The organism is Streptomyces sp. NPDC087844 (assembly GCF_044742785.1).
Taxonomy (GTDB): domain Bacteria; phylum Actinomycetota; class Actinomycetes; order Streptomycetales; family Streptomycetaceae; genus Streptomyces.
Window position 1 is genome coordinate 122,704 of sequence record NZ_JBIUVD010000001.1, and the last position, 26,651, is coordinate 149,354.

Consider the following 26,651-nt stretch of genomic DNA (forward strand, 5'->3'; position numbering starts at 1 on the left):
CAGCATCCGGTCAGGATTGCGCAAAGGCCGCGACGACGATGTCGGCCAGGAGGGCGCCGGCGGTTCCGTCGGGGTCCAGGTCGGGGTCGTAGATGGTGACGTTGAAGCCGGCGCAGTGCGGGGAGGTCACCAACGGCCGCAGGAGCGCGGTCAATTCGTCGGGCAGCAGTCCGCCGGGGTCGGGGCTGTCGACGGCGGGCATCACGGACGGGTCGAGCACGTCGGCGTCGAGGTGCACCCAGAAGCCGTCCAGGTCCGGTACGTCGAAGGCCTGGGCGGTGGCCCGCGCGAGCGCGTCGGCGCCCCACTCCCGGATGTCGCCGACGGTCACCGTGGGGATCCTCAGCGCGGCCAGCTCGGCCCGGTCGTCCTCGAACTCGTCGCGGATCCCGAAGAACCGTACGTCCTCGTCACGCAGATAGGGCTTAAGCCCCTCCAGATCGGTGAGGTCGTCCTGGCCGCGTCCGGTGGCCAGGGCCACCTCCTCGCCGCCGGCCGCGCCGATCCCCTCGGAGTTGCCCGGGTGACGGAAGTCGTGCGAGGCGTCCACCGCCGCGAGGCCGTAGCGGCCGATGCGGCGCAGCGCGAGGGAGGCGCCGAGCTGGATGGAGCAGTCGCCGCCGAGGACGACGGGCAGCTCGCCGGCCCGTACATGCGCCTCGATGCGGTCGGCGAGAGTCCGCGTGTAGGCGGCGAGCGCGGTGGCGTTGAAGACACCGTCGCCCTCCCGCCAGTCGCCCCGGTCATAACGCGGCGGTACGACCACACCCCCCTCCAGGGCGTTCAGCCGTCGCACGATCCGCTGCTCGCGCAGGGCGCCGGCGAGCTTGTAGCAGCCGGGCACCGTGCCGGGGGCGGGCGGCCGGAGCCCGAGGTTGGAAGGTGCGTCCAGGACGACGAGATTCCGAAGGGCACTCATGTTCGAACCATATCGGCGGTGACGGCCCACCGCTCATGGTCACGCCAGGCTCCGTCGATGAAGAGGAAGTCCGGCGAGAAGCCCTCCAGACGGAACCCGCAGCGGCGGGCCAGCGCGATCGAGGCGGCGTTGCCCGGCTGGACGTTGATCTCCAGCCGGTGCAGCCCGAGCGTGTCGAACGCGTACCGCACGACCAGGTCGAGCCCCTCACTCATCAGCCCGCGCCCGGCCGCGTGCGCGAAGGCCCCGTAACCGAGCGCCCCGCACAGAAAGGCACCCTCGACGATGTTGTTGATGTTGATGAACCCGGCGATCCCCCCGTCGTCCTTCTCACAGACGAAGAACCCGGCCCTGGCCGGATCATCGATGAGCCGCCCCGCGTACGAGGTGTAGGCGGCGGCAGTAGCGGGCGGAAAGAGCCACGGCTGGTGCAGAGCCTTGCTCTCCCGCGCCCGGGCGGTGAACTCGGGCCCGTCCTCGTGGCTGAAGAGACGTACGCCCACGCGGGGGCCCTCGGCGAGATACACGGTACGGCCGGACATCCCGTCACGATACGCCGAGCGGAACGCTTACAGATCAACCCCGGCGCCGCACGAAGAACGCCCCGCACAACGCCCCGATCACCGCGGTGGCGAGCAACGCCATCCACAACGGCATGGTCACCTCGGGAATCAGCAGCCGAATCTTCGTCGCCCGAGTGTTCTCGAAGATGAAGACCAGCCCGAGAACAGCCAGCGCGACAACCGCCACCCGCCCAGGCGTCAGCGAACTCCCCCGCCCGGCCCCCGCCCCGCCACCACCGCCACCGTCCCGCGAAGTCTTCGGACTCATACGGTCAGCATCGCCGCGGAAGCGGGGCCACGCACGGCGAGGCATCCCTCCGGGTGAGGCACCGCCCGGCGTCACACCAACGCCGGCACGTCCAGCGTCAGAACCCCCGCCCCCGCGTCCAACACCGCCCGCACCCCGAACGGGACCGTCAGCGCACCCTCCCCGTGCCCGAAACCGAACTCCTCGGCGATCGGCACCCCGAGCCCACCGAGCCGGTCGAGAACCAGGTCCCGCACCCGCTCGTACGGGCCGCACCGCTCCCAGGACCCGAGGAGGACCCCCGCGACACCGTCGAACCAACCGGCCCGCAGGAGCTGCGTGAGGTACCGGTCCAGGCGGTACAGCTCCTCGCCCACGTCCTCCAGACACAGCAGACCGCCGCCCGCGGAGGGCCGGGCGTGCGGTGTCCCCAGCTCGGCGGCGAGCAGGCTCAGACAGCCGCCGAGCAGGACGCCGGCAGCCCGCCCCGGGACCAGGACCTGCCCGGCCGACCTGATGGTCCGCACGGACTCCGGCGCGAAGAGGGTCGCCCGGAGATGATCCTGGGCGCGGGCGTTCTTGACGAAGTCGATGCCCGCGGCCATCGGGCCGTGCAGGGTCACGAGTCCCAGCCGCGCCGCGAAGGCCTCGTGGAGGGCCGTGATGTCACTGAAGCCGACCAGCACCTTGGGCCCCGCGGCCCGCAGCGCGTCCCAGTCGAGCAGATCGGCCATGCGCTGCACGCCGTATCCACCGCGGGCGCAGAACACCGCGGCCACCGACGGATCGCACCAGGCGGCCTGGAAGTCGGCCGCCCGGTCGGCGTCCGTGCCCGCCAGATAGCCGAACGTGCCGTGCCGGTCCAGGACATGGGGTGCCACGACCGGGTCGAGGTCCCAGCCGCGCAGGATGTCGAGCCCCGCCTGGAGCCGTTCCTCGGGCACGGGGCCGCTCGGCGCGACGACGGCGACCCGGGCTCCGGCGACCAGCCGCGGAGGCCTGACAAGGCCCTGCAACACATGGCCCTTCACCACAGGGTCTGTCAGCACAAGGTCCTACAACGGGCGGTCACTTGACGAGCTCCAGTGCGGGGACTCCGGGCGGGTTGAGGCCGAACACCTGGGCGTACAGGGAGAGTTCCGCCTCCAGGGCGCGCACCATCGTGTCGGTGCGGCGGAAGCCGTGACCCTCGCCCTCGAAGGTGATGTAGGCATGCGGCACAGGCCGCGCCCGTTCCTCAAGGCGGGCCAGGAACCGCTCGCACTGGGCGGGCGGACAGATGACGTCGTCAAGGCCCTGGAGGAGCAGGAAGGGCGCGGTGACCTGGTCGGCGTGCTCGGTGGGCGACCGCTCGGCGTACCGCGCGGGCACCTCGGCGCGCGGACCGATCAGGCTCTCCAGGTACTGGGACTCGAAGTCGTGGGTCTGGCCCACGCCCCAGCCCACGAGGTCGAGGACGGGGTAGAGGATCGTCCCGCACGCGTAGACGTCGGTGCCGACCAGCGAGGCGGCGGCGGTCCAGCCGCCCGCGCTGCCGCCCCGGACGGCCAGCCGGTCACGGTCGGCGGTGCCCTCCTCGGCGAGGGCGAGGGCGACGGCCGCGCAGTCCTCGACGTCCACCACACCCCACTGCTCGCGCAGCCGGTTGCGGTACTCGCGCCCGTACCCGGTGGAGCCGCCGTAGTTGACCTCGGCGACCCCGATGCCGCGTGAGGTGAAGTAGGCGATCTGCAGGTCGAGGACGAGCGGGGAGCGGCTGGTGGGCCCGCCGTGCGCCCAGACGACATAGGGCGGGAGGACGTCGCCGGGGGCCACGTGGCCGGGGTGGTGAGGCGGGTAGATGTGGGCGTGGATCTCCCGTCCGGCGGGCCCGGAGAACGTACGGATCTGCGGTTCCGGGTAGTAGGCGGGGTCCACCGGGTCGTCGTGCCGGGCTCCCACGACACGCGCCCTTCCGGTCCGCGCGTCCAGTTCCACGACCTCGTACGCGCTGCGCGGGCTGGCGGCGACGGTGACGACGCGGCTGCCGTCGACGGCGAGGGTCGGCTCGTACTCGGTCCAGGGCCCGGCCGCGTCGACGACCTCGCCGCTCTCCGGGTCGAGGATGCCCAGCGCGGTGGCGCCCCGGCCGTGCACCACGGCGATCAGGCCGTTGTCCAGTGGCGCGAACCAGCGGCGGCCGACCGTCCACAGCGGCCCGCCGAACTCCTGCTCGCGGGTGCACAGAAGAAAGGGCGGCTCAACGTCAGTGTCATTGACGTCGCCGGACGCCCGGTAGAGGTTCCACCAGCCGGTGCGGTCGCCGCAGTACAGGAGGGAGCCGTCGCGCCCCCAGTCGGCCTGCGCGATGGCCTCGTCGGGGCCGCCCGCGACCGTCCGGGGCTCCCCCAGCGTGCCGTCGGGGGTCACCTCGGCCACCAGCAGCTCGGTCCCGTCCCACGGCATCCGCGGGTGGTCCCAGGCCAGCCAGGCCGCGCGCCGCCCGTCGGGCGAGATCCGCGGCCCGGTGACGAACCGGTGCCGGTCGTCGGTGAGTTCGCGCACCGCGTCCCGGTCCTCGGCGGCCGAGCCGTCCAGCGGCACCGCGGCGACGAGCCGCCGCACGTCGCTGGGTCCGTCGCCGGTGAACTCCTCCAGTACGCACCAGACCTCGCCGTGTTCCAGGCGCACCTGCGGGTCCACCCACCGCAGTCCGCCGCCGACCGAGGACACGGGGGTGAGGGGGCGCGGACCGCTCCCGGGGTCGGCGGGCTCGTACACGTACAGCCGCTGGTCGGCGAAGTCGACGAACACGACCACCGGCCCGTCCTCGCGGACCGTGCCGGTCCAGGGCTGTCCGCCGTACTCCATGACGCGGCTGCGGACGTTCCACGGGGCGGGCAGCACCGACTCCTCCGTACCGTCGGCGCGGCGGCGCACCAGGGTGCGGCGACCGCCCTCGGCGGGCCGGGGCTCCGTCCACCACGCCTCGTCGCCGACGAAGCCGACGAAGTCGGGGTGCCCGTCGTGCGCGGCGGCGAGGGCCGCGTCGATGGGCGAGGGCCAGGAACCGTAGGCCAGCGTCTGCACTGTGTCCCCCATTTTCCTTCTCTTCCTAAGCCGTGCGCAGGAAGCGGTCGAGTACCCGGACTCCGAAATGCAGTGCCTCGACGGGCACCCGTTCGTCGACCCCGTGGAAGAGGGCCTGGTAGTCGAAGCCCGGCGGGAGCTTCAGAGGTGCGAAACCGTAGCCGGTGATGCCGAGGCGGGAGAACTGCTTGGCGTCCGTGCCGCCCGACATGCAGTACGGCACGACGTTCCCCTCGGGCGCGAACTCCTCCACGGCGGCCCGCATCCGGGCGTACGTCACCGAGTCCAGCGGCGCCTGCAGGGCGACCTCGCGGTGGACGAACTCCCACTCCACGTCCGGCCCGGTGAGCTGGTCGAGAGTGGCCCGGAACTCGTCCTCGGTACCCGCCAGGAAGCGTCCGTCGACGTGTGCGACGGCCTCCCCCGGGATCACGTTGACCTTGTAACCGGCGTCCAGCATGGTCGGGTTGGCGCTGTTGCGGACCGTCGCCTCGACGAGGGAGGCGGCGGAACCGAGCCTCTCCATCAACGGGTCGACGCCGTCGGGGTCGTCGAGACGCGGCTCGACGCCGTACAGCGCGGCGAGTTCGGTGAGTGCCGCGCGGACCGTCGGGGTGAGCCGTACGGGCCACCGGTGGTCGCCGATCCGCGCGATGGCGGCGGCGAGCCGGGTCACGGCGTTGGACCGGTTCACCTTGGAGCCGTGGCCCGCCCGGCCGTGTGCGGTGAGCTTCAGCCAGCCGGTACCGCGCTCGCCCGCCGCGAGGGGGTACAGCTGTCGGCCGCTTCCGTCGTGGAAGGTGAACGCTCCGGACTCGCTGATGCCCTCGGTGCACCCCTCGAAGAGCCCGGCGTGCTGGTCGGCGAGGAAGCCCGAGCCGTCCTCGGCGCTCGCCTCCTCGTCCGCGGTGAACGCGATCACGAGGTCGCGGCGGGGGCGTACGCCTGCGCGCGCCCACTGCCGGACGACCGCGAGGATCATCGCGTCCATGTTCTTCATGTCGACCGCGCCGCGTCCCCAGACGACCCCGTCGCGGACCTCGCCGGAGAAGGGATGGACGCTCCAGTCCTCCGCCCGCGCGGGTACGACGTCCAGGTGACCGTGGACGAGCAGCGCGTCGGCGGACGGATCGGTGCCCTCCAGGCGCGCGACGACGTTCGTACGCCCCTTGGTGCGCTCCAGAAGGGTCGGCTCAAGCCCCGCCTCGGCGAGCAGGGCGGCGGCGTACTCGGCGGCCGGCCGCTCCTGGCAGTCACCGCCACCGCGGTTGGTGGTGTCGATACGGATGAGGTCGGAGGTGAACCGGACGACCTCGTCCAGGGCCTGCTCATCGACGGCCGCCTGCGCTATCACACTCATGTCAGCCATAGTTCTCCTCCACGGCGGCCGAGACGATCGTGGTGACCGCCTTGAAGGTCCGGATGCCCTCGTACATCGTGGCGCTGGTGTACGCCACCTTGCGTTCCCCGCTCTGTTCGACGCCCGGGACGACGGTGGCCGACATGGCCAGGTGCTCGGCGTCGAACTCCAGGGCCACGGTGAAGGGGCCCGCCCGGTGGGGCTCGTGCCGCACGGCGAGCCGTGCCGCCTCCTTGGCCGCAGAGCGGATCTCCGCCGCCGTACGGACCGGGGTGCGGCACACGGCCGCGTACCGCGAGACGTGGTCCTTGACGGCGACCTTCAGTGCCTCGGGCGCGTAGCCGAGCGCGTCCTCGCAGGCCACGTCGTCGCCGGTGACCAGCACGACGGGGACTCCGTACTCGGCGACGACGTAGGCGTTGAGCAGTCCCTCGCTGGCGCGCTCGTCGTTGACCCACACGCCGGTGATCGAGTTGGCGAGGTAGGTGTGCGCGAGGACGCCCTCCATGCCGGCTCCCGCGTGGTAGCCGACGAAGGCGATGCCGTCGACGTCGCCGTGCTGCACGCCCTCGACCATGGAGAGCGCTTTGTGCCGCCCGGTGAGCATCTGGGCCCGTTCGTCCAGTTGCTCCAGGAGCAGGTTGCGCATGGTCGAGTGGGCCTCGTTGATGAGTACCTCGTCGGCGCCGCCGTCGAAGAAGCCGAGAACCGCGGCGTTCACGTCCGAGGTGAACATCGAACGGCACCGCTCCCACTCCGGTGCGCCCGGCTCCACGTCGGCCGGCCAGGTCACCCCGGTGGCGCCCTCCATGTCGGCACTGATGAGGATCTTTACCATGCTCCAGTTGTATCGCAGTCGCGATGCGCTCCACAGGCCCGGGAGGTCAACCGGTCGAACCGACCGAAACCCTCACTCGGCCGTCGGCATGTTCCTCGTCCACGGTGACGGTGGTGCCGGAGTCGGCGTGGTGGCTGGATCCGTACACGGCCCGGGTCGCCGGACAGCGTGTCGCCGTAGGGGTCACTCGGCCGCCCACAACCCTCGTACGTGCCCGAGATGCCGCGTCATGACGGCACGTACCGCCTCCTCGTCGCGGGCGACCAGCGCGTCGAGGATCTCCAGGTGCTCCTCGGCCGAGGCCTTCAGACGGCCCGCCTCGACGAGGGCGTGCAGTCCGTACAGCCGGGAGCGCTTGCGGAGGTCGCCGACGACCTCGACGAGGTGCTCGTTGCCGGCGAGGGCGAGCAGGCCGAGGTGAAAGCGGACGTCGGCCTCGACGTACGCGATGAGATCACCGGCCGCCGCGGCCGTGACGATCTCCCGCGCGACGGGCCGCAGCGCCGCCAGGTCGGCGGGGGCCGCGGAGGTGGCGAGGCCCACGGTGGTGGGGATCTCGATCAGCGAGCGGATGTGCGTGTACTCGTCCAGCTGCTTGTCGGACACGGCGGTGACCCGGAACCCCTTGTTGGGCACGGTGTCGACCAGGCCCTCCTTGGCGAGGTCGAGCAGGGCCTCACGCACAGGGGTGGCGGAGACACCGAACCGAGCGGCAAGAGCGGGCGCGGAGTGCACCTCCCCGGGCCGCAGCTCCCCCGCCACAAGAGCGGCCCGCAAAGCATCCGCGACCCGCTCGCGATAACTGGGCTTGCGACCTCCCACCATGGGGAGGACGGGGGCGGGGACGCCGACGCGCTGGGCAACCATGGAACGATCTCCTGGAATCTCTGTCAGGGACACAAGAAACGGCACAGTCGCGCGCCTTCGAGGGGCGCGGGGAACGGCGCAGTCTCTCGTCTTCAAGGGGCGCGGGGAACGGCGCAATCCTTGAGCCGCACCGCACACCCCACCGCGCTACAACACGAACCCCGCCGGAAACGGATCACTCGGATCAAGAAGATACTGAGCGGTCCCGGTAACCCACGCCCGCCCAGTGAAACTGGGCAACACAGCCGGCACCCCACCCACCTCCGTCGTCCCATGAAGCCGCCCCGTGAAGTGAGTCCCGATGAAGGACTCGTTCAAGAACTCGCTCTCAAGCGCCAGTTCCCCACGCGCGTACAACTGCGCCATCCGCGCACTGGTCCCCGTCCCGCACGGCGACCGATCGAACCACCCCGGATGGATCGCCATCGCATGCCGGGAGTGCCGAGCCGTCGACCCGGGTGCGACCAGGTGCACATGATGACAGCCACTGATACTGGGGTCCTCAGGATGAACCGGCTCCCCTTCGGCATTGATGGCGTCCATCAACGACAACCCGGCAGCAAGGATGTCGTCCTTACGGGCCCGGTCAAAAGGCAGCCCGAACTGATCGAGCGGCAGAATCGCGTAGAAGTTCCCGCCGTACGCGAGGTCATACGTCACCGTCCGCCCGTCGGCGAGCTCGATCTTGCGGTCGAGGGCGACGGAGAAGGACGGCACGTTCCAGAGCGTGACCGACCGGGCCGCCCCGTCCCGCACCGCGACCTCGGCGACGACGAGCCCGGCCGGCGTGTCGAGCCGGATGGTCGTCACCGGCTCGACGACCTCGACCATGCCGGTCTCCACGAGGACGGTCGCGACCCCGATCGTCCCGTGCCCGCACATCGGGAGATAGCCCGACACCTCGATGTAGATGACGCCGTAGTCGCAGTCGGGCCGGGTGGACGGCTGGAGGATCGCGCCGCTCATCGCCGAGTGACCACGCGGCTCGTTCATCAGCAACTGCTTGATGTCGTCGCGGTGTTCCCGGAAGTACAACCGCCGCTCGTTCATCGTCGCGCCGGGAATCGTGCCGATACCGCCGGTGATCACCCGGGTCGGCATGCCCTCGGTGTGCGAATCGACGGCATGCAGGACGAGTTTGCTACGCATGAACTGTCTCCCTCTCTCCCCCCGGACGAGCCGGGGCCCGTCCCGGCCTCTTCCCGGCCTCTTCCCGGCCTCTCCACCCCCGCCTGTTCCTCAGACGAGCCCGGCCGCCACGGCCTTCTCGGTGGCGGCCCGGACGGCGGCCTCCTGGTCGGCCCGCAACGGCACGCGCGGCGGACGCACCGGCCCGCCGTACCGGCCGACGATGTCCATCGACAGCTTGATGGCCTGGACGAACTCGACCTGGGAGTCCCAGCGCAGCAGCGGGTGCAGTTGCCGGTAGAGGGGCAGCGCGGTGTCGAGGTCACCCCGGACGGCGGCGCGGTACAGCTCGACGGACGCGGCGGGCAGCGCGTTCGGGTAACCGGCGACCCAGCCCTTGGCACCGGCCACCGCCAGCTCAAGCAGGACATCATCGGCGCCGATCAACAGGTCCAGATCCGGCGCGAGTTCGGCTGTGCGGTACGCGCGCCGCACATCACCGGAGAACTCCTTGACGCCGTGGATGTACCCCTCGCCGTGCAGCTTGGCGAGCAGTTCGGGCACCAGGTCGACCTTGGTGTCGATCGGGTTGTTGTACGCCACGATCGGCAGGCCCGCCTTCGCGACCTCCGCGTAGTGGGCGAGGACCGAGCGCTCGTCGGCCCGGTACGCGTTCGGGGGCAGCAGCATCACGGAGGCGCAGCCCGCGTCGCGCGCCTGCTCGGCCCAGCGGCGGGCCTCGGCGGAGCCGTACGCGGCGACGCCTGGCATGACGCGCGAGCCGCCGATCGCCGCCACGGCCGTCTCCACGACCCTGGCGCGTTCCTCGGGGGTCAGCACCTGGTACTCACCGAGCGAGCCGTTCGGTACGACACCGTCGCAGCCGTTCGCGACGAGCCACGCGCAGTGGTCGGCGTACGCGTCGTGGTCGACGGAGAGGTCGTCCCTGAGCGGCAGGGCGGTGGCGACGAGGACGCCGCGCCAGGGGCGGTTGCAGGTCGTGTCGGTCGTGTCGGTCCTGTCGGTCATGAGGGTTCCCGTCCAATCCTTGGAGCCGTGGGGGGCGGGCGCGTGAAGGCCGGCCTGCCAGAAGGTTCGCGTGCCGGTGCGCGCGTCAAGGGGGGCAGAAAGGTTCAAGAGGCGTCACCGGGCTCGCGCGCCAGCACACCGAGAGGCACCGGCCGCGCGAACGGCCGCCGTGCCGGTGTCGGCGGGCACCCCGCGAGCCCCGCCACCGCGGGACCGCACATCCGGCCCTGGCACCAGCCCATCCCGGCCCGGGTCAGCAGTTTCACGGTACGTACGTCCCCGGCGCCGAGTTCGTCGACGGCCTCCCGGATCGCGGCGGCCGGCACCTCCTCGCAACGGCACACGAGGGTGTCGTCGCCGACCCGCTCCGCCCAACGGTCGGGCGGCGTGCAGACGTTGTCGACGGCGGCGAAGAACTTCCGGAGTCCGGCCCGCGCCTTGGCGGCCCGAGCACAGGAATGCGGCTCGGGGGCCCGGGAGTCGAGCCGAGCAGCGATCGAGAGTCCCGCGATCCGGCCCTCGGCCATCGCCAGCGCGGCGCCGCCGATCCCGGTGGTCTCACCGGCGGCCCAGACGCCCGGTACGTCGGTGCGCTGTTCGTCGTCCACGGCGACGTTCACCCCGTCGAGGCGGCAGCCGAGTGTCTCGGCGAGGTCGGTGTGCGGAAGCATGCCGTGCCCTACGGCGAGGCTGTCGCAGGGAACACGCCACTCACTGCCCTCCCTGACCCGTCCGTCGCTGTCGAGCGCGGCCACGGTCACAGCTTCGAGGCGGTCGGTCCCGTGGGCCGCGACGACCGTGTGGCGAACGTGCACCCGGACGCGGTACCGCGCCAGCTCGGCCGCGTACAGAGCCCCTTCGGCGAGCTTGTCCGGATGGGCGGCGAGGACGCGCGCATGCCGTAGGAAACCCCGGGGGTCGGCGGATTCCACGAGGGCGGCGACCTTCGCCCCGGCCGCGGCCAGTCCGACGGCCACGGGCATCAGCAGCGGCCCGGTCCCGGCGACCACGGCGGTACGGCCCGGCAGCACGAGTCCGCTCTTCAGCATGGCCTGCGCCCCGCCGGCGGTGACGACTCCGGGGAGGGTCCAGCCGGGGAACGGCAGCACCTTCTCGTACCCGCCGGTGGCGAGGAGCACGGCGTCGGCCCGGACCACGACGGACTCCTCCTGCTCGGGCCCGAGGAGAGCGTGCACGGCGAACGAGGCGGCTTCCCGCTCCACACACCACACATGATGCTCCGTCAGGTGCGTGATCCTGCCCGCCCCGACGTGCGCCGCCAGTCCGTCACGGAGCCGTCTCCAGGTACGCCACTGGTGGTGCAGGGCCTGGGGCCGCCGGGCACCGAGCCCGGCGGCGGGCTGACGGTAGAACTGGCCGCCCGCCTCCGGAGCCGCGTCCACCAGGACCACCGACACACCGCGTGCGGCGGCGGCGAGGGCGGCGACGAGTCCGGCGGGTCCGGCGCCGATCACCGCGAGGCGGGGTCGTTCACTCATGCCGTCCGGTCCCTTCCTGGGTTCGGATCACGTCTCCCGGCTCCGCGCGTACCAGGCAGGCCCGTTGGTTGGGGCGCCCGTTGACGATCAGCAGACAGTCGAAGCACACCCCGATCCCGCAGAAGACTCCGCGCGGCTCGCCACTCCCCCGGGTCGTGCGCCAGGACATGACACCCGCGGACCACAGGACGGCGGCGATCGTCCGGCCGGGAAGAACGGTCAGCTCCCGCTCGTCGAACGTGACCGTGAACGGCGGTTCGGGCCGGGCCCGGACCAGCCTCAGAGGAGTACGCGGCGTCACGAGCAGAACTCCTCGGGTGCGGGATCGGGGAAGCGGTCGGGGCGGAACGGCGCGAGCTCCAGGTCCGGCCTCCTGCCCGCCAGTACCTGCGCGATCAAGTGGCCGGTACCGGTGGCGAGTCCGATCCCCGCGCCCTCGTGCCCGCACGCGTGGAAGAGGCCGGGCACCCGCGCGTCGGGTCCGACGGCGGGCAGGTGGTCCGGCAGGTACGGACGGAAGCCGAGGTAGGCGCGCATGGCCCGCACCTGTGCCAGGAAGGGGAACAGCCGGGTCGCACCGGCCGCCAGCTCCCGGGTGACGGGCAGCGAGAAGGAGCGGTCGAAGCCGACCCGTTCCCGGCTGGCCCCGATCAGTACAGGACCCGCCGCCGTTCCCTCGACCACCGGGGAGGTCTGCAGCGCCGCCGAGTCGCTGGCCACGTCGGCCACGTAGTCCGCCGCGTACACCTTGTGGCGCACCCTGCGCGGCAGGGGCTCGGTGACGAGGACGAAGCCGCGCCGGGGCAGCACGGGCAGCAACACCCCGGCCAGCGCTGCCAGTTCCCCGCCCCAGGTCCCGGCCGCGTTGACGACCGCGGGCGCGTGGATGTCGCCGTGCGAGGTACGGACACCGCGTACCGCCCCCGACGCCGTGCGCAGCACGTCCGTGACCGTCCGGCCGGTGCGCAGCGAGGCACCCGCCGTGCGGGCCAGCCGGACGAGTCGGGCGGCCGCGAGCGTCGGCATCACCTGGGCGTCCTGCGGATAGAGCACGCCACCCGCGAGGCCGTGCGCCAAGTACGGTTCGAGGTCGTGCAGTTGGTCCGGGCCGACGGACTCGGTCCGGACCCCGGCCGCGCGCTGGGCGGCGGCGAGTCCCTCCAGCGCCGCCAGCCCCTCGGGCGCGGAGGCGACGACGAGGCCGCCCTTGGCCTCGTACTCGACAGACTCGCCCACACCGGGCTCGGCGGCGAGGTCGGCCCACAACCGTCCGGAGAGCAGGGCGAGTTCGAGTTCGGGGCCGGGCTCCTTGTCGGACACGAGCAGGTTGCCCTCGCCGGCGCCGGTGGTGCCGCCCGCCACCGGACCACGGTCCACCAGGACGGCACTCAGCCCCGCCCGGGCCGCGTACAGGGCGGTCGCCGCCCCTACCATTCCGGCCCCGACGACCACGACATCGCAGGTCAGCGAGTTGCTCACGACAGTAATATGTCACATACCCCTATGGATTCACACCCCCTCTTCGCAGCGCTCCTCAACCCTCGCGCTCACCCCGACAGCCGTCCGGCGGCCGTCAGTGCCTCCAGCGCGCTCGCCTGGGTGCGCCAGTCCGACACGTTGGGCGCGGCGCCGGACCAGCGCTGGCCGAGGCGGTTGAGCGCGTCCCGGTCGGCCGTCCAGACGGAGTCGGCCTGCTTGGTGACGTACGCCTTGTACGCGGTCGAGGCCGTGGCGTCCGCGAGGTCGGCGAGGTGCCGTACGAAGATGCCCTTGAACTGCTTCTGGTTGTCGTCGCAGGACGCCGTGCCGAGGTCGCAGGACTCGGTCAGTACGCCGCCGCGGGTCAGCGCCGGTGAGGAGATCGCGGTGTCGGCCAGCCGCTCGGCCGTGTCCAGGTACCGGGCGCTCCCCGTCGACCGCCACAACTGCGTGAAGGCGCCGATGGCGAGCCCCTGGTTGTAACTCCACACGGTCTGGCCGTTGTTGGCGCAGCCCGAGGTGATCCCGTCGCTGACGAGGCCCGAGGAGTTGATCATCCCGCTGGCGAGGTACCAGTCCGCGGCCGTGGTCGCGCGGGCCCCCCACACGGTGTCGCCGCTGATCCGCTGGTGCAGCGAGGTGGTGAGCCACAGGTAGAGCCCGTTGGTCACGGCGTTCTTGTAGGTGCGCTCCCGGTCCCACCACACACCGCCGCCACAGGTACCCGTGTCCCAGTACTTGTGGACGTATTCGGTGATGGTGACCGCCTCCTCCAGATAGCGCCGGTCACCTGTGTGGTCGTACGCCGTCAGCCAGGCCACCGCCCACCAGCCCGCGTCGTCGATGGCCCGGCTGATGAAGTGCCCCTCGATCGGGTCCGAGCCGCGCCCGCCCGCGGGGAAGACACCCCGGTTCTGTTCGTAGGTGCGGGCGATCACCCAGTCGTAGTCGTGCCGTCCGCTCTGCTCGGCGAAGTCGACGACCGAGGTGAGCGCGACCGCGGAGTTCCACCAACTACTGCGCCACCAGCCCTCGTCGGTGCGGTACGAGGCCATCAGCGCGTCCGCCGCCCCGCGCGCCCGGGTCGGTGCGGGCCTGGCCCAGGCCGTGCAGCTGCCCTCCTGGTGGGCGGCCTCGCGACCGCAGGCGCGGACCGCCCCGCCGTACAGCAGGCCGCGCGGGTCCCTGGTGGCGAACATGGCGGTCCGGGCGGAGGCGGCCCCGAAGGACACGCTCGTACGGCCGAGGGAGGAGCCCTCGGGATGGCTCGCGCCGCCGTCCCAGGAGCGGTCCAGCCATATCTCGTCGCCCGCGCCGCCTCCGGCGATGACGCCCCAGGCCATACCGCCGCGCTGGTCGACGTGCAGGCTGATGGTGCGGCCGAAGAGCGTGGTGGCGGGGACCGGGGTGTCGTCGCCGGCCACCGTGGCGGGGTCGGCGCCGTCGCAGGACGTGCCGTCGCACACCTTCGGGTACACCCAGTCGGTGCAGCTCACCCCGGCGGCGTCGCCGCAGGCGCGGATCCAGCCGCGCCGGTGCCCGACGGGGTCGGTGATGTTGTACATGAGGGTGCGGGTGCCGGTCCATGAACCGGGGACGCTCGCCCTGCCGAGCAGGCCCTCCCAGGTGGCGCCCCGGTCCCAGGAGCGGTCCAGCCAGACCGCGTCGCCCGCCACGCCGTTGTCGATGCTCGCCCAGGCCGCGCTGTCCGGGTCGGAGACGTGCAGCCGCAGTGTTCTGCCGTTGACGGTCCTGCTCGGCACCGGGAAGGTGTCCTGCTGCGCCTTCGAGGGGTCGAGCGTGTCGCACACCAGGGCGCAGACCGGTGTCGCGGCATGAGAGGGGGTGGGGGGAAGGGCGATCAGACCGGTCAGGGCCAGGAACAGGGCCAGGAGTCCGCCGAGGAGGGGGTGGTGGTGGCGTGCCGCCATGACGTATCGCCTCTCTGGAGAAGCCGTGCACGGAAGGGCAGCGGCGGCCGTCCGGGAAGGACAGCCGCCACATAGATCGTGCCCATGTCAAACGCCGACTACGACCGGACTTCCCCGGGACTTCGAACAACCGCGGATCCGCCCCCCCCAACCCCCCGAATCCCCGGACCCCGGACCCCGGTCCTCAGATCCGCTCCACCACCATCCACCGGGAGGGCAGTTCGATCCGCGTGCCGTCGGCCCGGCACTCCGTGGTGACGAGCGGCAGCTCCCCGCTCGTCACCACCACGAGACCGGCCGCCCGCAGGTACTCCGGCACGGCGGCGTCGGCCACCTCTCCGGGCACGATGCCGTGCCGGAGAACGGGCGCGAGTTTCGCGGGCGGCCCCCCGGGGCCCCGGGCGAGATCGCGCAGCATGACGCCGGCCGCCTCGGCGAGCTCGACGAGGAACGCGCGGCCCCGGTCACCGACGAGCGTGGCCAGACCGTCGACGAGCGACTGCCGGTCGGCGGGCTCGCACTGGTGCAGGACGCCCCGCATGTAGACATTGGCGTCGCCGATCTCGGCGTGCAGCGTCTCGGCCTCGGCCCTCTCCGCCGCGTCGACCATCCGGTAGTGGGCCTGGCCCGCCGGGTCCGCGAGCCGGGCGTGATCGAGGGCCGCGGCCGACAGATCGGCGCCGATGACCCGCGGATAGCGGTCGGCGAGGAACCGGGTCTGGGTGCCGTTGCCGCAGCCGAGGTCCACGAGGGGCAGCCCGGGGTGGGTCAGGTGCGGCTCGAACAGGCCGAGATGGACGCCTGCGGTGAGCGCGGGCTCGGCGTCCCAGAAGACGGCTCCCCGCTCGGCGGGGGCCTCCCGCCAGAAGCCCTCCCAGGCCTCCCTGTACCGAGTAGTCACGCTCATGCCAGCTCCCCAGGATGCGACCGCCGGCCACCGAGAAGTGACGGGCAGTCCGGTTTACCGCGCCCGGGTCACAGCGACAAGAACACGGCGCACACCTGCACGCCCCGAAAGGGGCGCGGGAAACTGCGCGCTCGGCCCCCACCGGCCCGCGGAATCATCCCTACACCGGCGAAGCGCAGCGCCACGCACTCAGCGTCGAGGCCCTCAGCGTCGAGGCACGGTCAACTCGAACCACACCGTCTTGCCGGAGCCGGTCCGACTGGTCCCCCACTCACGCGCCAGCGTGCTCACGACACGCATACCTCGCCCGAACTCGTCGAGCCGCCCCGCGCTGAGCAGTGTGGGCAGGGTGTGGTCGTCGTCGTCCACCTCGCACAGCAGGGTGTCGCCCCGGACCAGCCTGAGGCCGATCGGCCGGCTGTGGGAGTGCCGTACGGCGTTGGTGACGAGCTCGCTCACCAGCAGCTCGGCGGTTTCGGCGACGGAGCCGAGGCCCCACGCATGGAGCTGTTCACGGACCGCCGCACGCGCCCTGCCGGCCTCCCGGGGGTCGTGCCCGATCCGCCACTCGGCGACGTCCTCGGGCTCGATGCCGTTGAGCCGGGCCATCAGGAGCGCCACGTCGTCCTTGCGGCCACCGCGGGTGTTGAGGGCGCGGATGATGGTGTCGCAGGCGTCGTCCATGGAGGCGGCCGGGTGGGCCGCGGACTCGCAGAGCGTGGCCAGGCCGACACCGATGTCCTCGCCGCGCACCTCGACCAGGCCGTCGGTGCACATCACGAGCCGGTCGCCGGGTGCCACCCGCACGCGTACGGACTCGAAGGGCACTCCGCCGACTCCGACGGGCGCGCCGGTCGGCAGGTCGAGCAGATCGCTGCGGCCGTTCTCGGCGCGGACCAGGACGGGCGGGATGTGGCCCGCGTTGGCGATCTCCAGCTCGCTCGCGATGGGGTCGTAGATCGCGTACAGGCAGGTCGCGAGGTAGTGCTCGCCGAGTCGCTGCGCGAGGTCGTCGAGGTTGCGCAGGAGTTGGGCGGGCGGCAGGTCGAGGGCCGCCATGGTCTGCACGGCGGTCCGTAACTGGCCCATCATCGCGGCGGAGTTGAGCCCGTGGCCCATGACGTCACCGACGACGAGGGCGGTGCGCGAGCCGGGCAGTTTCACGGAGTCGAACCAGTCGCCGCCGACCCGCCCGAGCAGCGTGCCCGGCAGATAGCGGGTCGCGATGTCGCAGCCGGACATCCGCGGGGCGATGTGCGGCAGCATGCTGTCCTGGAGGGTCTCGGCGACACTCTCCTGGTACGTGTACATACGGGCGTTGTCGAGCACGAGCCCGGCACGCGCGGCGAGTTCGGCGCCGGTGACGCGGTCCATGTCGTTGAACTCGACGCGCTCCGGGTGCCGCAGCAGGATCATGAAGCCGAGGACCACGTTGCGGGCCTTCAGCGGCACGACCAGCATGGAGCGGCCGGTGATGAGGGGCCGGATGTCGCGCTTCTCGAACCGCGCGGCGATCATGTGGCCCAGCTGCTCGCTGATGCGGGGCACGAGGACGGGTTCTCCGGTGGTCATGCACTGGAAGAACGGGGTGTCCGCCGGGAACGGCATGGCCTCGCCGACCGGCACGACGTCGTCCCAGCGTCCCGGTTCGTCCGTGTGCTCCAGCGCGACCCGGTGCCACATCGTGGTCGTGTCGGGCACGCCGTCGGAGAAGCCCTCACCGGCGACGACCTGTTCGCGCAGATAGGTCCCGGCGACGTCCGTGAAGCGCGGGACGACGGCGCGGCTGACCTCGACGATGGTGCGGGACAGGTCGAGCGAGGTGCCGATGCGTCCGCTGACCTCGTTCAGGAACTCCAGCCGCTCGCGTACGGCCACGTATTCGAGGTCCTCGACCTCGTCCTCGGCGTCCTGCGGCAGGGGTTCGCCCGACAGGGCCGCGGCAGCCGCCCGCTGCCGGCGAGCCTTGCGCTCGGCGCGCCGCGGGACGCCCCAGTCGGGGGTGACGGGAACCCGGTCGTTCTGGCTGAACTCCAGGACGGGATAACCCAGTTCGAGGACCTGGGCGACGATGCGGGCGCTCTCGCCCACGCTCATGCTCGGCAGGATCTCCGGCAGTCCTCGTGCCAGGTCCTCGGCGCCGGGGAAGTCGGTGTGCAGCGCGAACCCGGGTGCGATGCGCTCCACGGCCGCACCCGCCCCGGTGCCCTCGGGACGCAGCGCGCCCGCGTCGGCGGCGAGGACCAGCAGCCGCTCCGGCCCCGGCCCCACCAGTGGGTACGCCCACCACAGGACGTCGATCCGGTCGCTGTCCGCCGCCGTCAGCCGCGCGCGGCCGGCCGCCGGGTAGAACAGCCGCCCGTCCAGGGAGGATTCGAGGTCGGGGCCGAGTCCGTCGTACGCGGCGTACGCCCCGTAGGGCGCGGTCTCGTCGTCCTCGGGCAGCGCACCGGAGACGGGCAGCAGGTCGACGACCGGACGACCGACGGCCTCTTCCCTGGCGGTACCGAAGAGACGCCGGGCACCCCGGCTCCAGTGCGACACCAGTCCCTCACGGTCCACCACGACCACGGCCAGCGGAATCCGCCCCGCCGCGGCGGTCCCGTGCGGAGGGTCGTCCCTCTCGGTGCCACGGTCCATGGCTCAGGCCCTCTCTCCCACGGTCCGCAAGATCTGCGCCACCAGACCAACCACGGTACGTCCGCGCCCGACAGCGATGTGTGCCATTCCCCGAATTGCCACCGGCGCACACCAGCGCCCCCAAGGGGCGCGGGGAACGGCGCAGTCCTGTAGGGGCGCGGGGAACGGCGCAATCATTCGGCCGCGGCCGGTGGGGGCTGGTGGCGCAGTTCCCCGCGCCCCCGAAAGCAGGGGCGCGCCCTCAGCCGTCCTCATGCCCCAACTGAAGATCCCGCTCGGTCCGCCCGCCCCCCGCCACCTGCAGGACCGTAGCCACCGGCGGATACCCCGCCGCGATCACCGTGTACTCCCCCGACGAGAGGTCGACGAACCGGAACGCCCCATCACCGCCCGTGGTCAACGTGTCCACCACATTCCCCGCCGCGTCGAGCAACGTCACCCGCGCATCCTCGACCGGCCGCCCCCCACTGGCCCGCACGGTCCCCCGCAGCACCGCCCCGCCCGCGAGCTCGACATCCTGCCGGGTCTCGCGCGCGGCCTGCACGCTCACCGGCAGCGCGGCCGGCCGAAAGGCCGGAGCGCTCCCGGCCAGCGTGTACTCCCCCGCCACCAGGTCGGTGATGACATAGCCGCCCTCCCGCCCACTGCGCGTCGCGGCGACCACCTCCCCGTGCACATTGGTGAGCGTGACGGTCGCGTCCCGCACGGGGGTCCCGTCCGCCGTGACGACGCTCCCGGCCAGCCGCCCCGCACCGCCGAGGACCACGTCAAGTTCCACGGGCCGTTCCCCGACGGTGACGCTGACCGCCTGCGGCTGATGCCCGCCGGCCGCGGCGATCAGGACGTACGCCCCCGAGCCGGGCGTCGACAGCGCGTACCGTCCGTCCTCCGCGCTCGCGCCCCGCCCGATCTGCTGCCCCGCGACGTCGATGAGGGTGAGCGCGGCGCGCGGCACGACGGTGCCGTCGGGATGCTGCACGGTGCCGCAGACGGGGATCCCGGCGGCGTACGGCGAACGGGCGCCGGGCAGCGGGACGTTGAGCGGTACGGCGGTCTCGGGGGCGGCGGTGGGGGTGTGGTGGGACACCAGCGGTTTCTCCTTGAGGAAGAAGGCGACGAGCAGGCCCAGGACGAGCACCGGCACGAGGTAGAGGAAGATCCGCGGCATCGCGTCGGCGTACGCCGCGATGTAGCCGTCCCGCAGTTCGGCGGGCAGCGCGTGGACGAACCGCGGGGTGATGGACTCGGGGTCGGGCACGCCCGCCCCGGCGGGCAGCCGGTCGGTGAGGGAGTCGGCGAGCCGGTCGGCGAAGAGCGTGCCGAAGACCGCCGCGCCGACGCTGCCGCCGATCTGCCGGAAGTAGTTGTTGGCGCTGGTCGCCGTACCGAGGTCGTGCGGGTGCACGGAGTTCTGCACGGCGAGGATCAGCACCGGCATGACCAGGCCGATCCCCGCGCCGAGCAGGGCCGTCCACACGCTGTAGTGCAACCGGGGCGTATCGGCTTCGAGCCGTGAGAGCAGCCACATGCCGAGGACGGACAGGGCGCTGCCGAGGACCGGGTAGACCTTGTAGTGGCCGTTGCGGCTGATGAGGTGGCCCGCGACGATCGAGGCGCCGACGATGCCGCCCGTCATGGGGAGCATGAGCAGGCCGGACTCGGTGGCGGTGGCGCCGTCGACCATCTGCAGGTACGTGGGCAGATAGCTGGCCGCGCCGAAAAGGGCGACGCCGACGACCACCCCCACGAGAGCGGTGACGTTGAAGACGCCGTCGCGGAACAGCCGCAGCGGGATCAGCGGTTCGGCCGCGCGGTGCTCGGCCACGAGGAAGAGCACGGTCGAGGCGACGGCTCCCGCGGCGAGTCCGAGGACAACGCGCGAGTTCCACGCGTACTCCGCGCCGCCCCAACTGGTCAGCAGTACGAGGCAGGTCGAGACGGCGGCGAGCAGCAGGGCGCCCAGGACGTCCAGGCGCGGTCCGGCGGTGGGCTTCGGCAGTTCGAGGGCGACGGCCACGACGGCCAGCGCGATGAGGCCGAAGGGCACGTTGACGTAGAAGCACCAGCGCCAGGAGAGATGGTCGGTGAGGTAGCCGCCGAGCAACGGGCCCGCGACCGAGGCGAGTCCGAACGCGGCGCCGATCATCCCCATGAAGCGGGCCCGCTCCCGGGCCGGCACGACGTCCGCGATGATGGCCTGTACGCCGATCAAGAGGCCTCCGGCGCCGACTCCCTGGAGGGCGCGGAAGGCGATCAACTGGTCCATGGTGCGCGACCGTCCGGCCAGCGCGGAGCCGATCACGAAGACGACGATCGCGAACTGGAAGACGCCCTTGCGGCCGTACAGATCGCCGAACTTGCCGTAGACGGGCAGTCCCACGGTCGAGGTGAGCAGATACGCGGTGATCGCCCAGGACATCCTGTCCAGGCCGTGCAGCTCTCCGACGATCTCCGGGAGCGCGGTGGCGACGATCATCTGCTCCAGGGCCGCGAGCAGCAGCGCGAGCATGAGCGCGAAGAAGACCAGGCGCACGCGGCGCGGGCTCAGCGTCTCCGACCGGGGGTGGTCGGGCGGCGCCTGGGGTGTGTCGGGAGCCGGAGAGGAAACGTCTCGTCCGCTCTCCGCCAGAGCCCTTCCGCCCACGTGCTGCTCCCCTCGTCGCGCCTGCGGGGCCCATTTCTCGCATTACACGACATCTGGGAGCAAGCGCGACGAGTCGCCCTGAGGTGTGCCTCAGTGGACGTATCCGCCGGTGGGAGCACCACGGCGGACAACTGGGCCGCACTGAGAACCACTCGAAACGGTGAGCGCGTACATCACGCGCAGCCTGCGGATCCAGAACAGACCCAAGGCGGGCCCCAAGAGGGCAGGGGCTACTTCTCCACCTCGGTGGCGAGCTTCGCCAGTACCTCGTCGTAGATGCGGCCGAGACCCTTGGGCGCGAACGTCCTCTCGAAGAACCCGCCGATGCCGCCGGCGCCGTCCCAGACGGTGGTGACGACGACGCGCGACTTGCCCTCGCCGGCCGGGGTGACCCGCCAGGTGGTCACCATCGAGGAGTTGCGGTCCTTCTCGACGAGCTCGCCGTCGGTGGGCTCGCTCACGTCGAGCAGGCAGTCGCGGATGCGCTTGCTGGTGGCCTGGAGCTTCCAGTGGACGAGGGTTCCCTCGCCGTCACCGCCCTCGCGGACCTCGTACTCGCTGAAGTGCTCGCTCAGGAGCTTCGAACGCGTGCCGTTGTAGTCGGCCAGCGCGTCGAACACGTCGTCCGGCTGACCCGTCACGACTCGCTCGGTGGTGGCCTCGACCTGCGCCATTGCGTTCCTCCAGCACTCGGGATCTCGGGCGTCAGCGCTCAGCCAACCATCACGCGGCCGAGCCGCCCAAATCGGGGTCCTCAAGCACGGGGTCGCACGATCAAGGGAACATGTGTTCTATTCTGTGGTCAGTGCTATCGAGGAGGCGTCATGCGGTGGGAGAACCTCGCAGTGGAGTCCGACGGGAACCCGTCGGCCGGCCCCACAAACCCCGCTCTGTTCGGCGCGGAGACGGTGACCACCCGGACGTTCGACACGCCCGAGTTCCGTGGGATCACCTTCCACGAGATCCGGGCCAGGTCGATCGTCAACCGTGTACCGGGAGCCTCGCGCATGCCCTTCGAGTGGACGGTCAACCCCTATCGGGGGTGCACGCACGCGTGCGTCTACTGTTTCGCCCGCAAGACCCACAGCTATCTGGACCTCGACACCGGCCTCGGCTTCGACAGCCAGATCGTGGTGAAGGTGAACGCCCCGGAACTGCTGCGGCGCCAGCTCGGTTCACGGCGCTGGCTCGGTGACCACATCGCGATGGGCACCAACGTGGACTGCTACCAGCGCGCCGAGGGTCGCTACCAGCTGATGCCCGGCATCATCGCGGCCCTGCGCGACCACGCGAACCCCTTCTCCATCCTCACCAAGGGCACGCTCATCCTGCGCGACCTGGACCTCCTGAAACAGGCGGCGGCCGTCACCGAGGTGGGCATCTCCGTCTCCGTGGGCTTCACCGACCTCGACCTGTGGCGGACCGTGGAGCCGGGCACGCCCGCCCCGGAGCGCCGCCTCGACGTCGTGCGCACCCTGAGCGCGCACGGCATCGACTGCGGGGTCCTGATGGCGCCCGTGATCCCCTTCCTCGGCGACGACCCCTCGCAACTGCGCGCGACGGTACGGGCGATCGCCGCGTCCGGCGCGACCTCGGTGACCCCGCTCGTGCTGCACCTGCGGCCCGGGGCACGCGAGTGGTTCATGAGCTGGCTGGAACACCACCACCCGCATCTGGTCCGCCGGTACGAGCGGCTGTACGCGGAGGGCGCGTACGCCCCGAAGTGGTATCAGCGCCGGATCACCCGGCAGGTGCACGAGTTGGCCGAGGAGTACGGGATAGGCCCCACGCGCGCCGGGATGCCTCGCAGGATGCCGGTGCCCGAACCGGTCGCACCGGGGCCCACCCAGCTGACCCTTCTGTGACCGGCGCCTCCGCACCCACCGGCACCGGCTCTCCCTCACACACCGGCCGGCCCTCTCCGCCCTGCCTGCCCGGCATCCGGCCGCACACCGCGGCCCGATGGGGTCAACTCTCGGCGGAAGAGGTCCTCCCGGGTGCCCGCCCCGGAACGATACGGCCGAGGCCGTGAGGTGAACGGCCCCCTGTCCGGTACATCGATGTGAGGCGATTCATTGTGAACCGACGCGCAGCCGCTCTGTGCGGTGCCGCCGCCGTGGTTGCCGGAATGATCACCGCGGTCCCGGCCGACGCGAGCCCGGCCTCCGCGACCGCCCGGCGCACCGTCCCCTCCGCCGACGCGGCGAAGCCCACCTGGAAGAAGTGCGGCACCAAGAACTATCCGACTCTCCAGTGCGCGTCCCTGAAGGTGCCCCTCGACCACGCGAACCCGCACGGCCGGAAGATCACGCTCGCGCTGTCCCGGGTCCCGCACACCTCCAGGAAGACCTACCAGGGCCCCCTCCTGGTGAACCCGGGCGGTCCCGGCGGCAGTGGTCTGACCCTCGCCGGATTCGTCGCGGCCTCACTGCCGAAGAAGGTGGCGGCCCAGTACGACGTCATCGGCTTCGACCCGCGCGGGGTCGGCGCGAGCAGGCCCGCCCTGAACTGCCGGCCGGGGCACTTCAAGCCGGTGCGCCCCGACTCGCTGCCGACGACCCCCGCTCTCGAACAGGCCAACCTCGACCGCGTCCGGGCCTTCGCGAAAGCCTGCGCGGCCAAGCACGGGGACCTGCTGCCGTACATCGACACGGTGAGCGCGGTCCAGGACATGGACGCGATCCGGAGGGCCCTCGGCGCCAGGAGGATCAACTACTTCGGGTACTCGTACGGCACCTACCTGGGCGCCGTCTACGCGAAGCTCCATCCGGAGCGGGTACGGCGCATGGTGCTGGACTCCGTCGTCGATCCCACCGGGGTCTGGTACGACGACAACATCGCGCAGGACCACGCGTTCAGCTCCCGCCACAGGGCCTTCATGGCCTGGGTCGCCAAGAACGACGCGACGTACAAGCTCGGCACCGATCCGGAGAGGATCGAGGCGGCCTGGTACGCGATGCGGGCGGCCCTGGCGAAGAAGCCTGCGGACAGGACGGTCGGCGCCTCGGAGCTGGAGGACACCTTCTCCCCCGGCGCCTACTTCAACGGCTACTGGCCGCATCTCGCCGACGCGTTCGCGGCCTTCGTGAAGACCAGGAACGACGATCCGCTGGTCGAGGCGTACGAGAACTTCGGCGCCGTCGACACCGCGGGCGACAACGGCTACAGCGTCTACACCTCGGTGCAGTGCCGTGACGCGAGCTGGCCGCGCGACTGGGACGAGTGGCGCGACGACAACTGGGCGGTGTACGAGAAGGCGCCCTTCATGACCTGGAACAACGCCTGGTACAACGCTTTGTGCGCGTTCTGGCCCACGGACTCGGCCGAGCCCGTGGACGTCTCGAACGACGCGGTGCCGCCGGTGCTGCTGTTCCAGGCCACGGACGACGCGGCGACCCCGTACGAGGGCGGTGTCATGGTCCATCACCTGCTGGGCGGCTCCAGCCTGGTGGTCGAGCAGGGCGGCGGCAACCACGGCGTCACGCTGAGCGGGAACACCTGCCTGGACAAGCACCTGGCCGCCTACCTGACCGACGGCCGGGTGCCGCGCGGGAACGGCGAGGCCGACGCCGTGTGCGCGAAGCTGCCCGACCCCAAGCCGCTGACCGCGAAGGCGGGTGCGGGCACGGCCTCGCGCGGCGCGGCCCTGCACGGCCTGCTCGGTTTCCGGGGCTAGCCGGGACTGGTCGCGGCCGCATCGGAGCTGATCGGGACTGGTCGGGCCTGGTCGGGGGCGTTGTCAGTGCCGTGGTGCAGGATTGATCCATGACCGGACCGATCCGCATCACCGCCCCCGCCGGGGTCGCCCCCGCCGCCGCGTACTCGCACGTCGTCATGGGTACGGGCCGCTTCGTGGCGGTCTCGGGCCAGCTGGCGCTCGACGAGGACGGAAGGCTGGTCGGCGAGGGCGACCCGGCGGCGCAGGCCCGTCAGGTCTTCGAGAACCTGCGCCGCTGCCTCGCCGCGGCCGGCGCCGGCTTCGACGACGTGGTCAAACTGACCTTCTTCGTCACGGACATGGCCCACATGCCGGCCATCCGCGCGGCCCGGGCCGCACACATCCCACCGGACCGCCTGCCGGCCGCCTCCGCCGTACAGGTCGCCGCCCTCGTCCGCCCGGAGTTCCTGATGGAGATAGAGGCGTTCGCGATACTGCCCGGATGAGCCGCTCCACCGCCCCGCCGCACATCCGCGAGATGACCCTGTCCGACTGCCCCCGCGTGGCGGAGATCCGGGTACGCGGCTGGCAGAGCGCCTACACAGGGATGATGCCCCGGTCGTACCTCGACGGGCTCGACGTGTCGGCCGAACTCCCGCGCCGGCGGGCCCACTTCGAGCGGGCGGCGGGCACGGACGTGGTGAACCTCGTCGCGGAGTCGGCCGGCGTGGTCGTCGGCTGGGCCTGCCACGGGCCCCACCGCGGCGGAGAACCGCGCGCCCGGGACGCCGGGGGTCCCGGGGACGCCGAGTTGTACGCGATCTACGTCGACCCCGACCGGATCGGGCACGGCGTGGGCCGTGCCCTGTTGCGGGCGTCTGTCGAGCGGTGCGCCGCCGCGGGGCACGACAGGATGCTGCTCTGGGTCCTTCGGGAGAACGCGGGCGCGCGCCGCTTCTACGAACGGGCCGGTTTCGCCACGGACGGCGCCGAGGAGTCCCATGAGGTCGAGGGCGTCGAGGGCGTCGAGGTGCCGGAGGTGCGGTACGTCCGGCCGCTGAAAGGCTGAGTCACCCCTCGGGGAGGCTGACGCAGAAGACCGCGCCGCTCGGCCGGCCCGGTTCGTACCAGGCGCCGCCGCCGCTAACGCGGGCCACACGGCCAGGTACGGCCGTCGGCCGGCCGCTCCAGCAGCGCCGCCACGGCCGGATCGCACGCCCCTACACAACCGTCGGCGTCGACATCCCCCGTCCGTAAACGGTCGGGCAGACGGTACGCACAGCACATCAGGCGCGCATCGGCCGACGCGGCGGGTATCGCCCCGTAGACCCCGACAGGTTCGGTACACGGCGCCCCCTGCCACCTGCCGCTGACCGGCCATGACCGGCCGTCCCCTGCGATCCTCGTCAACTCAGTGCCGTGTACGGGGCGTTGGGCCCGGCACGGCAGGCATATTCCCGGGTACGGCCGGGACCCCCCGGGGGCCTTCAGCACTACGCTCGAAAGCGCATCGCCACCACCGGCCCGGGGAGACGGCCATCCGGAGGACAAGGGTCCGGGGTGATCCGCGTGCTCGTGGTCGAGGACCGGCGCGCACCTGCCGACGCCCTGGCCATCGCCATCGGAGCACGGCCGGACCCGGACCGCGGCGATGCGGTGGGCACGGTCGACGAGGCGTTGCGGGAGGCGGCCCGTCGGCCCCCCTCCGTGGTGCTGACGGGCATTCATCGGCCGGGCACGAACGGCAGGTCCATCCCCCGGCCCGGGTGGCGGTCCTGCTTGCCCAAGGGCACGGCCTCAAGGCGGTCGTTCGCACCGCCTGGGGCCGCCGGGACTTCCGTCGCTCACGGTACGGGGCGAACCCCCGGGCGAC

General features: G+C 71.9%; 22 protein-coding genes. 4 read left to right on the top strand and 18 right to left on the bottom strand.

Features of this window, described 5'->3' with window-relative positions:
- Positions 1 to 10 precede the first annotated feature (10 nt).
- The 18 genes from ACIOKD_RS00500 to ACIOKD_RS00585 form a co-directional block, all read right to left on the bottom strand.
- Positions 11 to 919, bottom strand: coding sequence for an arginase family protein (locus tag ACIOKD_RS00500; protein WP_402076472.1), 909 nt, complete (start codon positions 917 to 919; stop codon positions 11 to 13).
- Positions 916 to 1,461: a GNAT family N-acetyltransferase gene (locus ACIOKD_RS00505; protein ID WP_402076473.1), complete on the bottom strand. Its 546-nt coding sequence runs from the start codon at positions 1,459 to 1,461 to the stop codon at positions 916 to 918. Before ACIOKD_RS00505 ends, ACIOKD_RS00500 begins: the two co-directional genes overlap by 4 nt.
- Positions 1,462 to 1,495: 34 nt before the next feature.
- Positions 1,496 to 1,750 (bottom strand): DUF1049 domain-containing protein, encoded by a 255-nt coding sequence (locus ACIOKD_RS00510; protein ID WP_402076474.1) that lies wholly within the window; start codon positions 1,748 to 1,750, stop codon positions 1,496 to 1,498.
- Between the two features lie 71 nt (positions 1,751 to 1,821).
- A complete protein-coding gene (locus ACIOKD_RS00515; protein ID WP_402077638.1) occupies positions 1,822 to 2,745 on the bottom strand; it encodes an LD-carboxypeptidase in 924 nt (307 codons plus the stop codon).
- A 52-nt stretch (positions 2,746 to 2,797) separates the two neighbouring features.
- Entirely contained in the window at positions 2,798 to 4,810 is a 2,013-nt protein-coding gene (locus ACIOKD_RS00520) for a prolyl oligopeptidase family serine peptidase (protein ID WP_402076475.1), read from the bottom strand.
- 13 nt (positions 4,811 to 4,823) lie between these two features.
- Positions 4,824 to 6,158: a M20/M25/M40 family metallo-hydrolase gene (locus ACIOKD_RS00525; RefSeq protein WP_402077640.1), complete on the bottom strand. Its 1,335-nt coding sequence runs from the start codon at positions 6,156 to 6,158 to the stop codon at positions 4,824 to 4,826.
- Position 6,159: 1 nt separating this feature from the next.
- On the bottom strand, positions 6,160 to 6,996 hold the full coding sequence (locus ACIOKD_RS00530; RefSeq protein ID WP_402076476.1) for a M55 family metallopeptidase: 837 nt from the start codon (positions 6,994 to 6,996) through the stop codon (positions 6,160 to 6,162).
- Positions 6,997 to 7,179: 183 nt separating this feature from the next.
- On the bottom strand, positions 7,180 to 7,863 hold the full coding sequence (locus ACIOKD_RS00535) for a GntR family transcriptional regulator (protein ID WP_402076477.1): 684 nt from the start codon (positions 7,861 to 7,863) through the stop codon (positions 7,180 to 7,182).
- Positions 7,864 to 8,010: 147 nt separating this feature from the next.
- Positions 8,011 to 9,012 carry a proline racemase family protein gene (locus tag ACIOKD_RS00540; protein ID WP_402076478.1) on the bottom strand — a complete coding sequence of 334 codons (1,002 nt, stop codon included), beginning with the start codon at positions 9,010 to 9,012 and terminating at the stop codon, positions 8,011 to 8,013.
- Between the two features lie 90 nt (positions 9,013 to 9,102).
- Complete coding sequence (locus ACIOKD_RS00545) at positions 9,103 to 10,020, bottom strand: dihydrodipicolinate synthase family protein (protein ID WP_402076479.1); 918 nt, start codon at positions 10,018 to 10,020, stop codon at positions 9,103 to 9,105.
- Between the two features lie 104 nt (positions 10,021 to 10,124).
- Positions 10,125 to 11,519, bottom strand: a complete 1,395-nt coding sequence (locus tag ACIOKD_RS00550; protein WP_402076480.1) for an NAD(P)/FAD-dependent oxidoreductase — start codon at positions 11,517 to 11,519, stop codon at positions 10,125 to 10,127.
- Positions 11,512 to 11,820, bottom strand: coding sequence for a (2Fe-2S)-binding protein (locus ACIOKD_RS00555; protein ID WP_402076481.1), 309 nt, complete (start codon positions 11,818 to 11,820; stop codon positions 11,512 to 11,514). Before ACIOKD_RS00555 ends, ACIOKD_RS00550 begins: the two co-directional genes overlap by 8 nt.
- Complete coding sequence (locus ACIOKD_RS00560; RefSeq protein WP_402076482.1) at positions 11,817 to 12,998, bottom strand: NAD(P)/FAD-dependent oxidoreductase; 1,182 nt, start codon at positions 12,996 to 12,998, stop codon at positions 11,817 to 11,819. Before ACIOKD_RS00560 ends, ACIOKD_RS00555 begins: the two co-directional genes overlap by 4 nt.
- Before the next feature lie 68 nt (positions 12,999 to 13,066).
- A complete protein-coding gene (locus ACIOKD_RS00565) occupies positions 13,067 to 14,929 on the bottom strand; it encodes a glycoside hydrolase family 76 protein (protein ID WP_402076483.1) in 1,863 nt (620 codons plus the stop codon).
- Between the two features lie 184 nt (positions 14,930 to 15,113).
- Positions 15,114 to 15,836 (bottom strand): class I SAM-dependent methyltransferase, encoded by a 723-nt coding sequence (locus tag ACIOKD_RS00570; RefSeq protein WP_402076484.1) that lies wholly within the window; start codon positions 15,834 to 15,836, stop codon positions 15,114 to 15,116.
- 204 nt (positions 15,837 to 16,040) lie between these two features.
- Entirely contained in the window at positions 16,041 to 18,476 is a 2,436-nt protein-coding gene (locus tag ACIOKD_RS00575) for a SpoIIE family protein phosphatase (RefSeq protein WP_402076485.1), read from the bottom strand.
- A gap of 241 nt (positions 18,477 to 18,717) precedes the next feature.
- A complete protein-coding gene (locus ACIOKD_RS00580) occupies positions 18,718 to 21,120 on the bottom strand; it encodes an MFS transporter (protein WP_402076486.1) in 2,403 nt (800 codons plus the stop codon).
- Between the two features lie 230 nt (positions 21,121 to 21,350).
- On the bottom strand, positions 21,351 to 21,794 hold the full coding sequence (locus ACIOKD_RS00585; RefSeq protein ID WP_402076487.1) for an SRPBCC family protein: 444 nt from the start codon (positions 21,792 to 21,794) through the stop codon (positions 21,351 to 21,353).
- Between the two features lie 150 nt (positions 21,795 to 21,944).
- Here ACIOKD_RS00585 and ACIOKD_RS00590 point away from each other — a divergent pair, with 150 nt between their 5' ends.
- From ACIOKD_RS00590 to ACIOKD_RS00605, 4 genes are all read left to right on the top strand, one after another.
- On the top strand, positions 21,945 to 22,985 hold the full coding sequence (locus ACIOKD_RS00590; protein ID WP_402076488.1) for an Rv2578c family radical SAM protein: 1,041 nt from the start codon (positions 21,945 to 21,947) through the stop codon (positions 22,983 to 22,985).
- Positions 22,986 to 23,197: 212 nt separating this feature from the next.
- On the top strand, positions 23,198 to 24,796 hold the full coding sequence (locus tag ACIOKD_RS00595) for an alpha/beta hydrolase (protein ID WP_402076489.1): 1,599 nt from the start codon (positions 23,198 to 23,200) through the stop codon (positions 24,794 to 24,796).
- Positions 24,797 to 24,885: 89 nt separating this feature from the next.
- Positions 24,886 to 25,284 (top strand): RidA family protein, encoded by a 399-nt coding sequence (locus tag ACIOKD_RS00600; protein ID WP_402076490.1) that lies wholly within the window; start codon positions 24,886 to 24,888, stop codon positions 25,282 to 25,284.
- Positions 25,281 to 25,847, top strand: coding sequence for a GNAT family N-acetyltransferase (locus ACIOKD_RS00605; protein ID WP_402076491.1), 567 nt, complete (start codon positions 25,281 to 25,283; stop codon positions 25,845 to 25,847). The genes ACIOKD_RS00600 and ACIOKD_RS00605 overlap by 4 nt, the downstream gene beginning before the upstream one ends.
- The last annotated feature ends 804 nt before the right edge of the window (positions 25,848 to 26,651 follow it).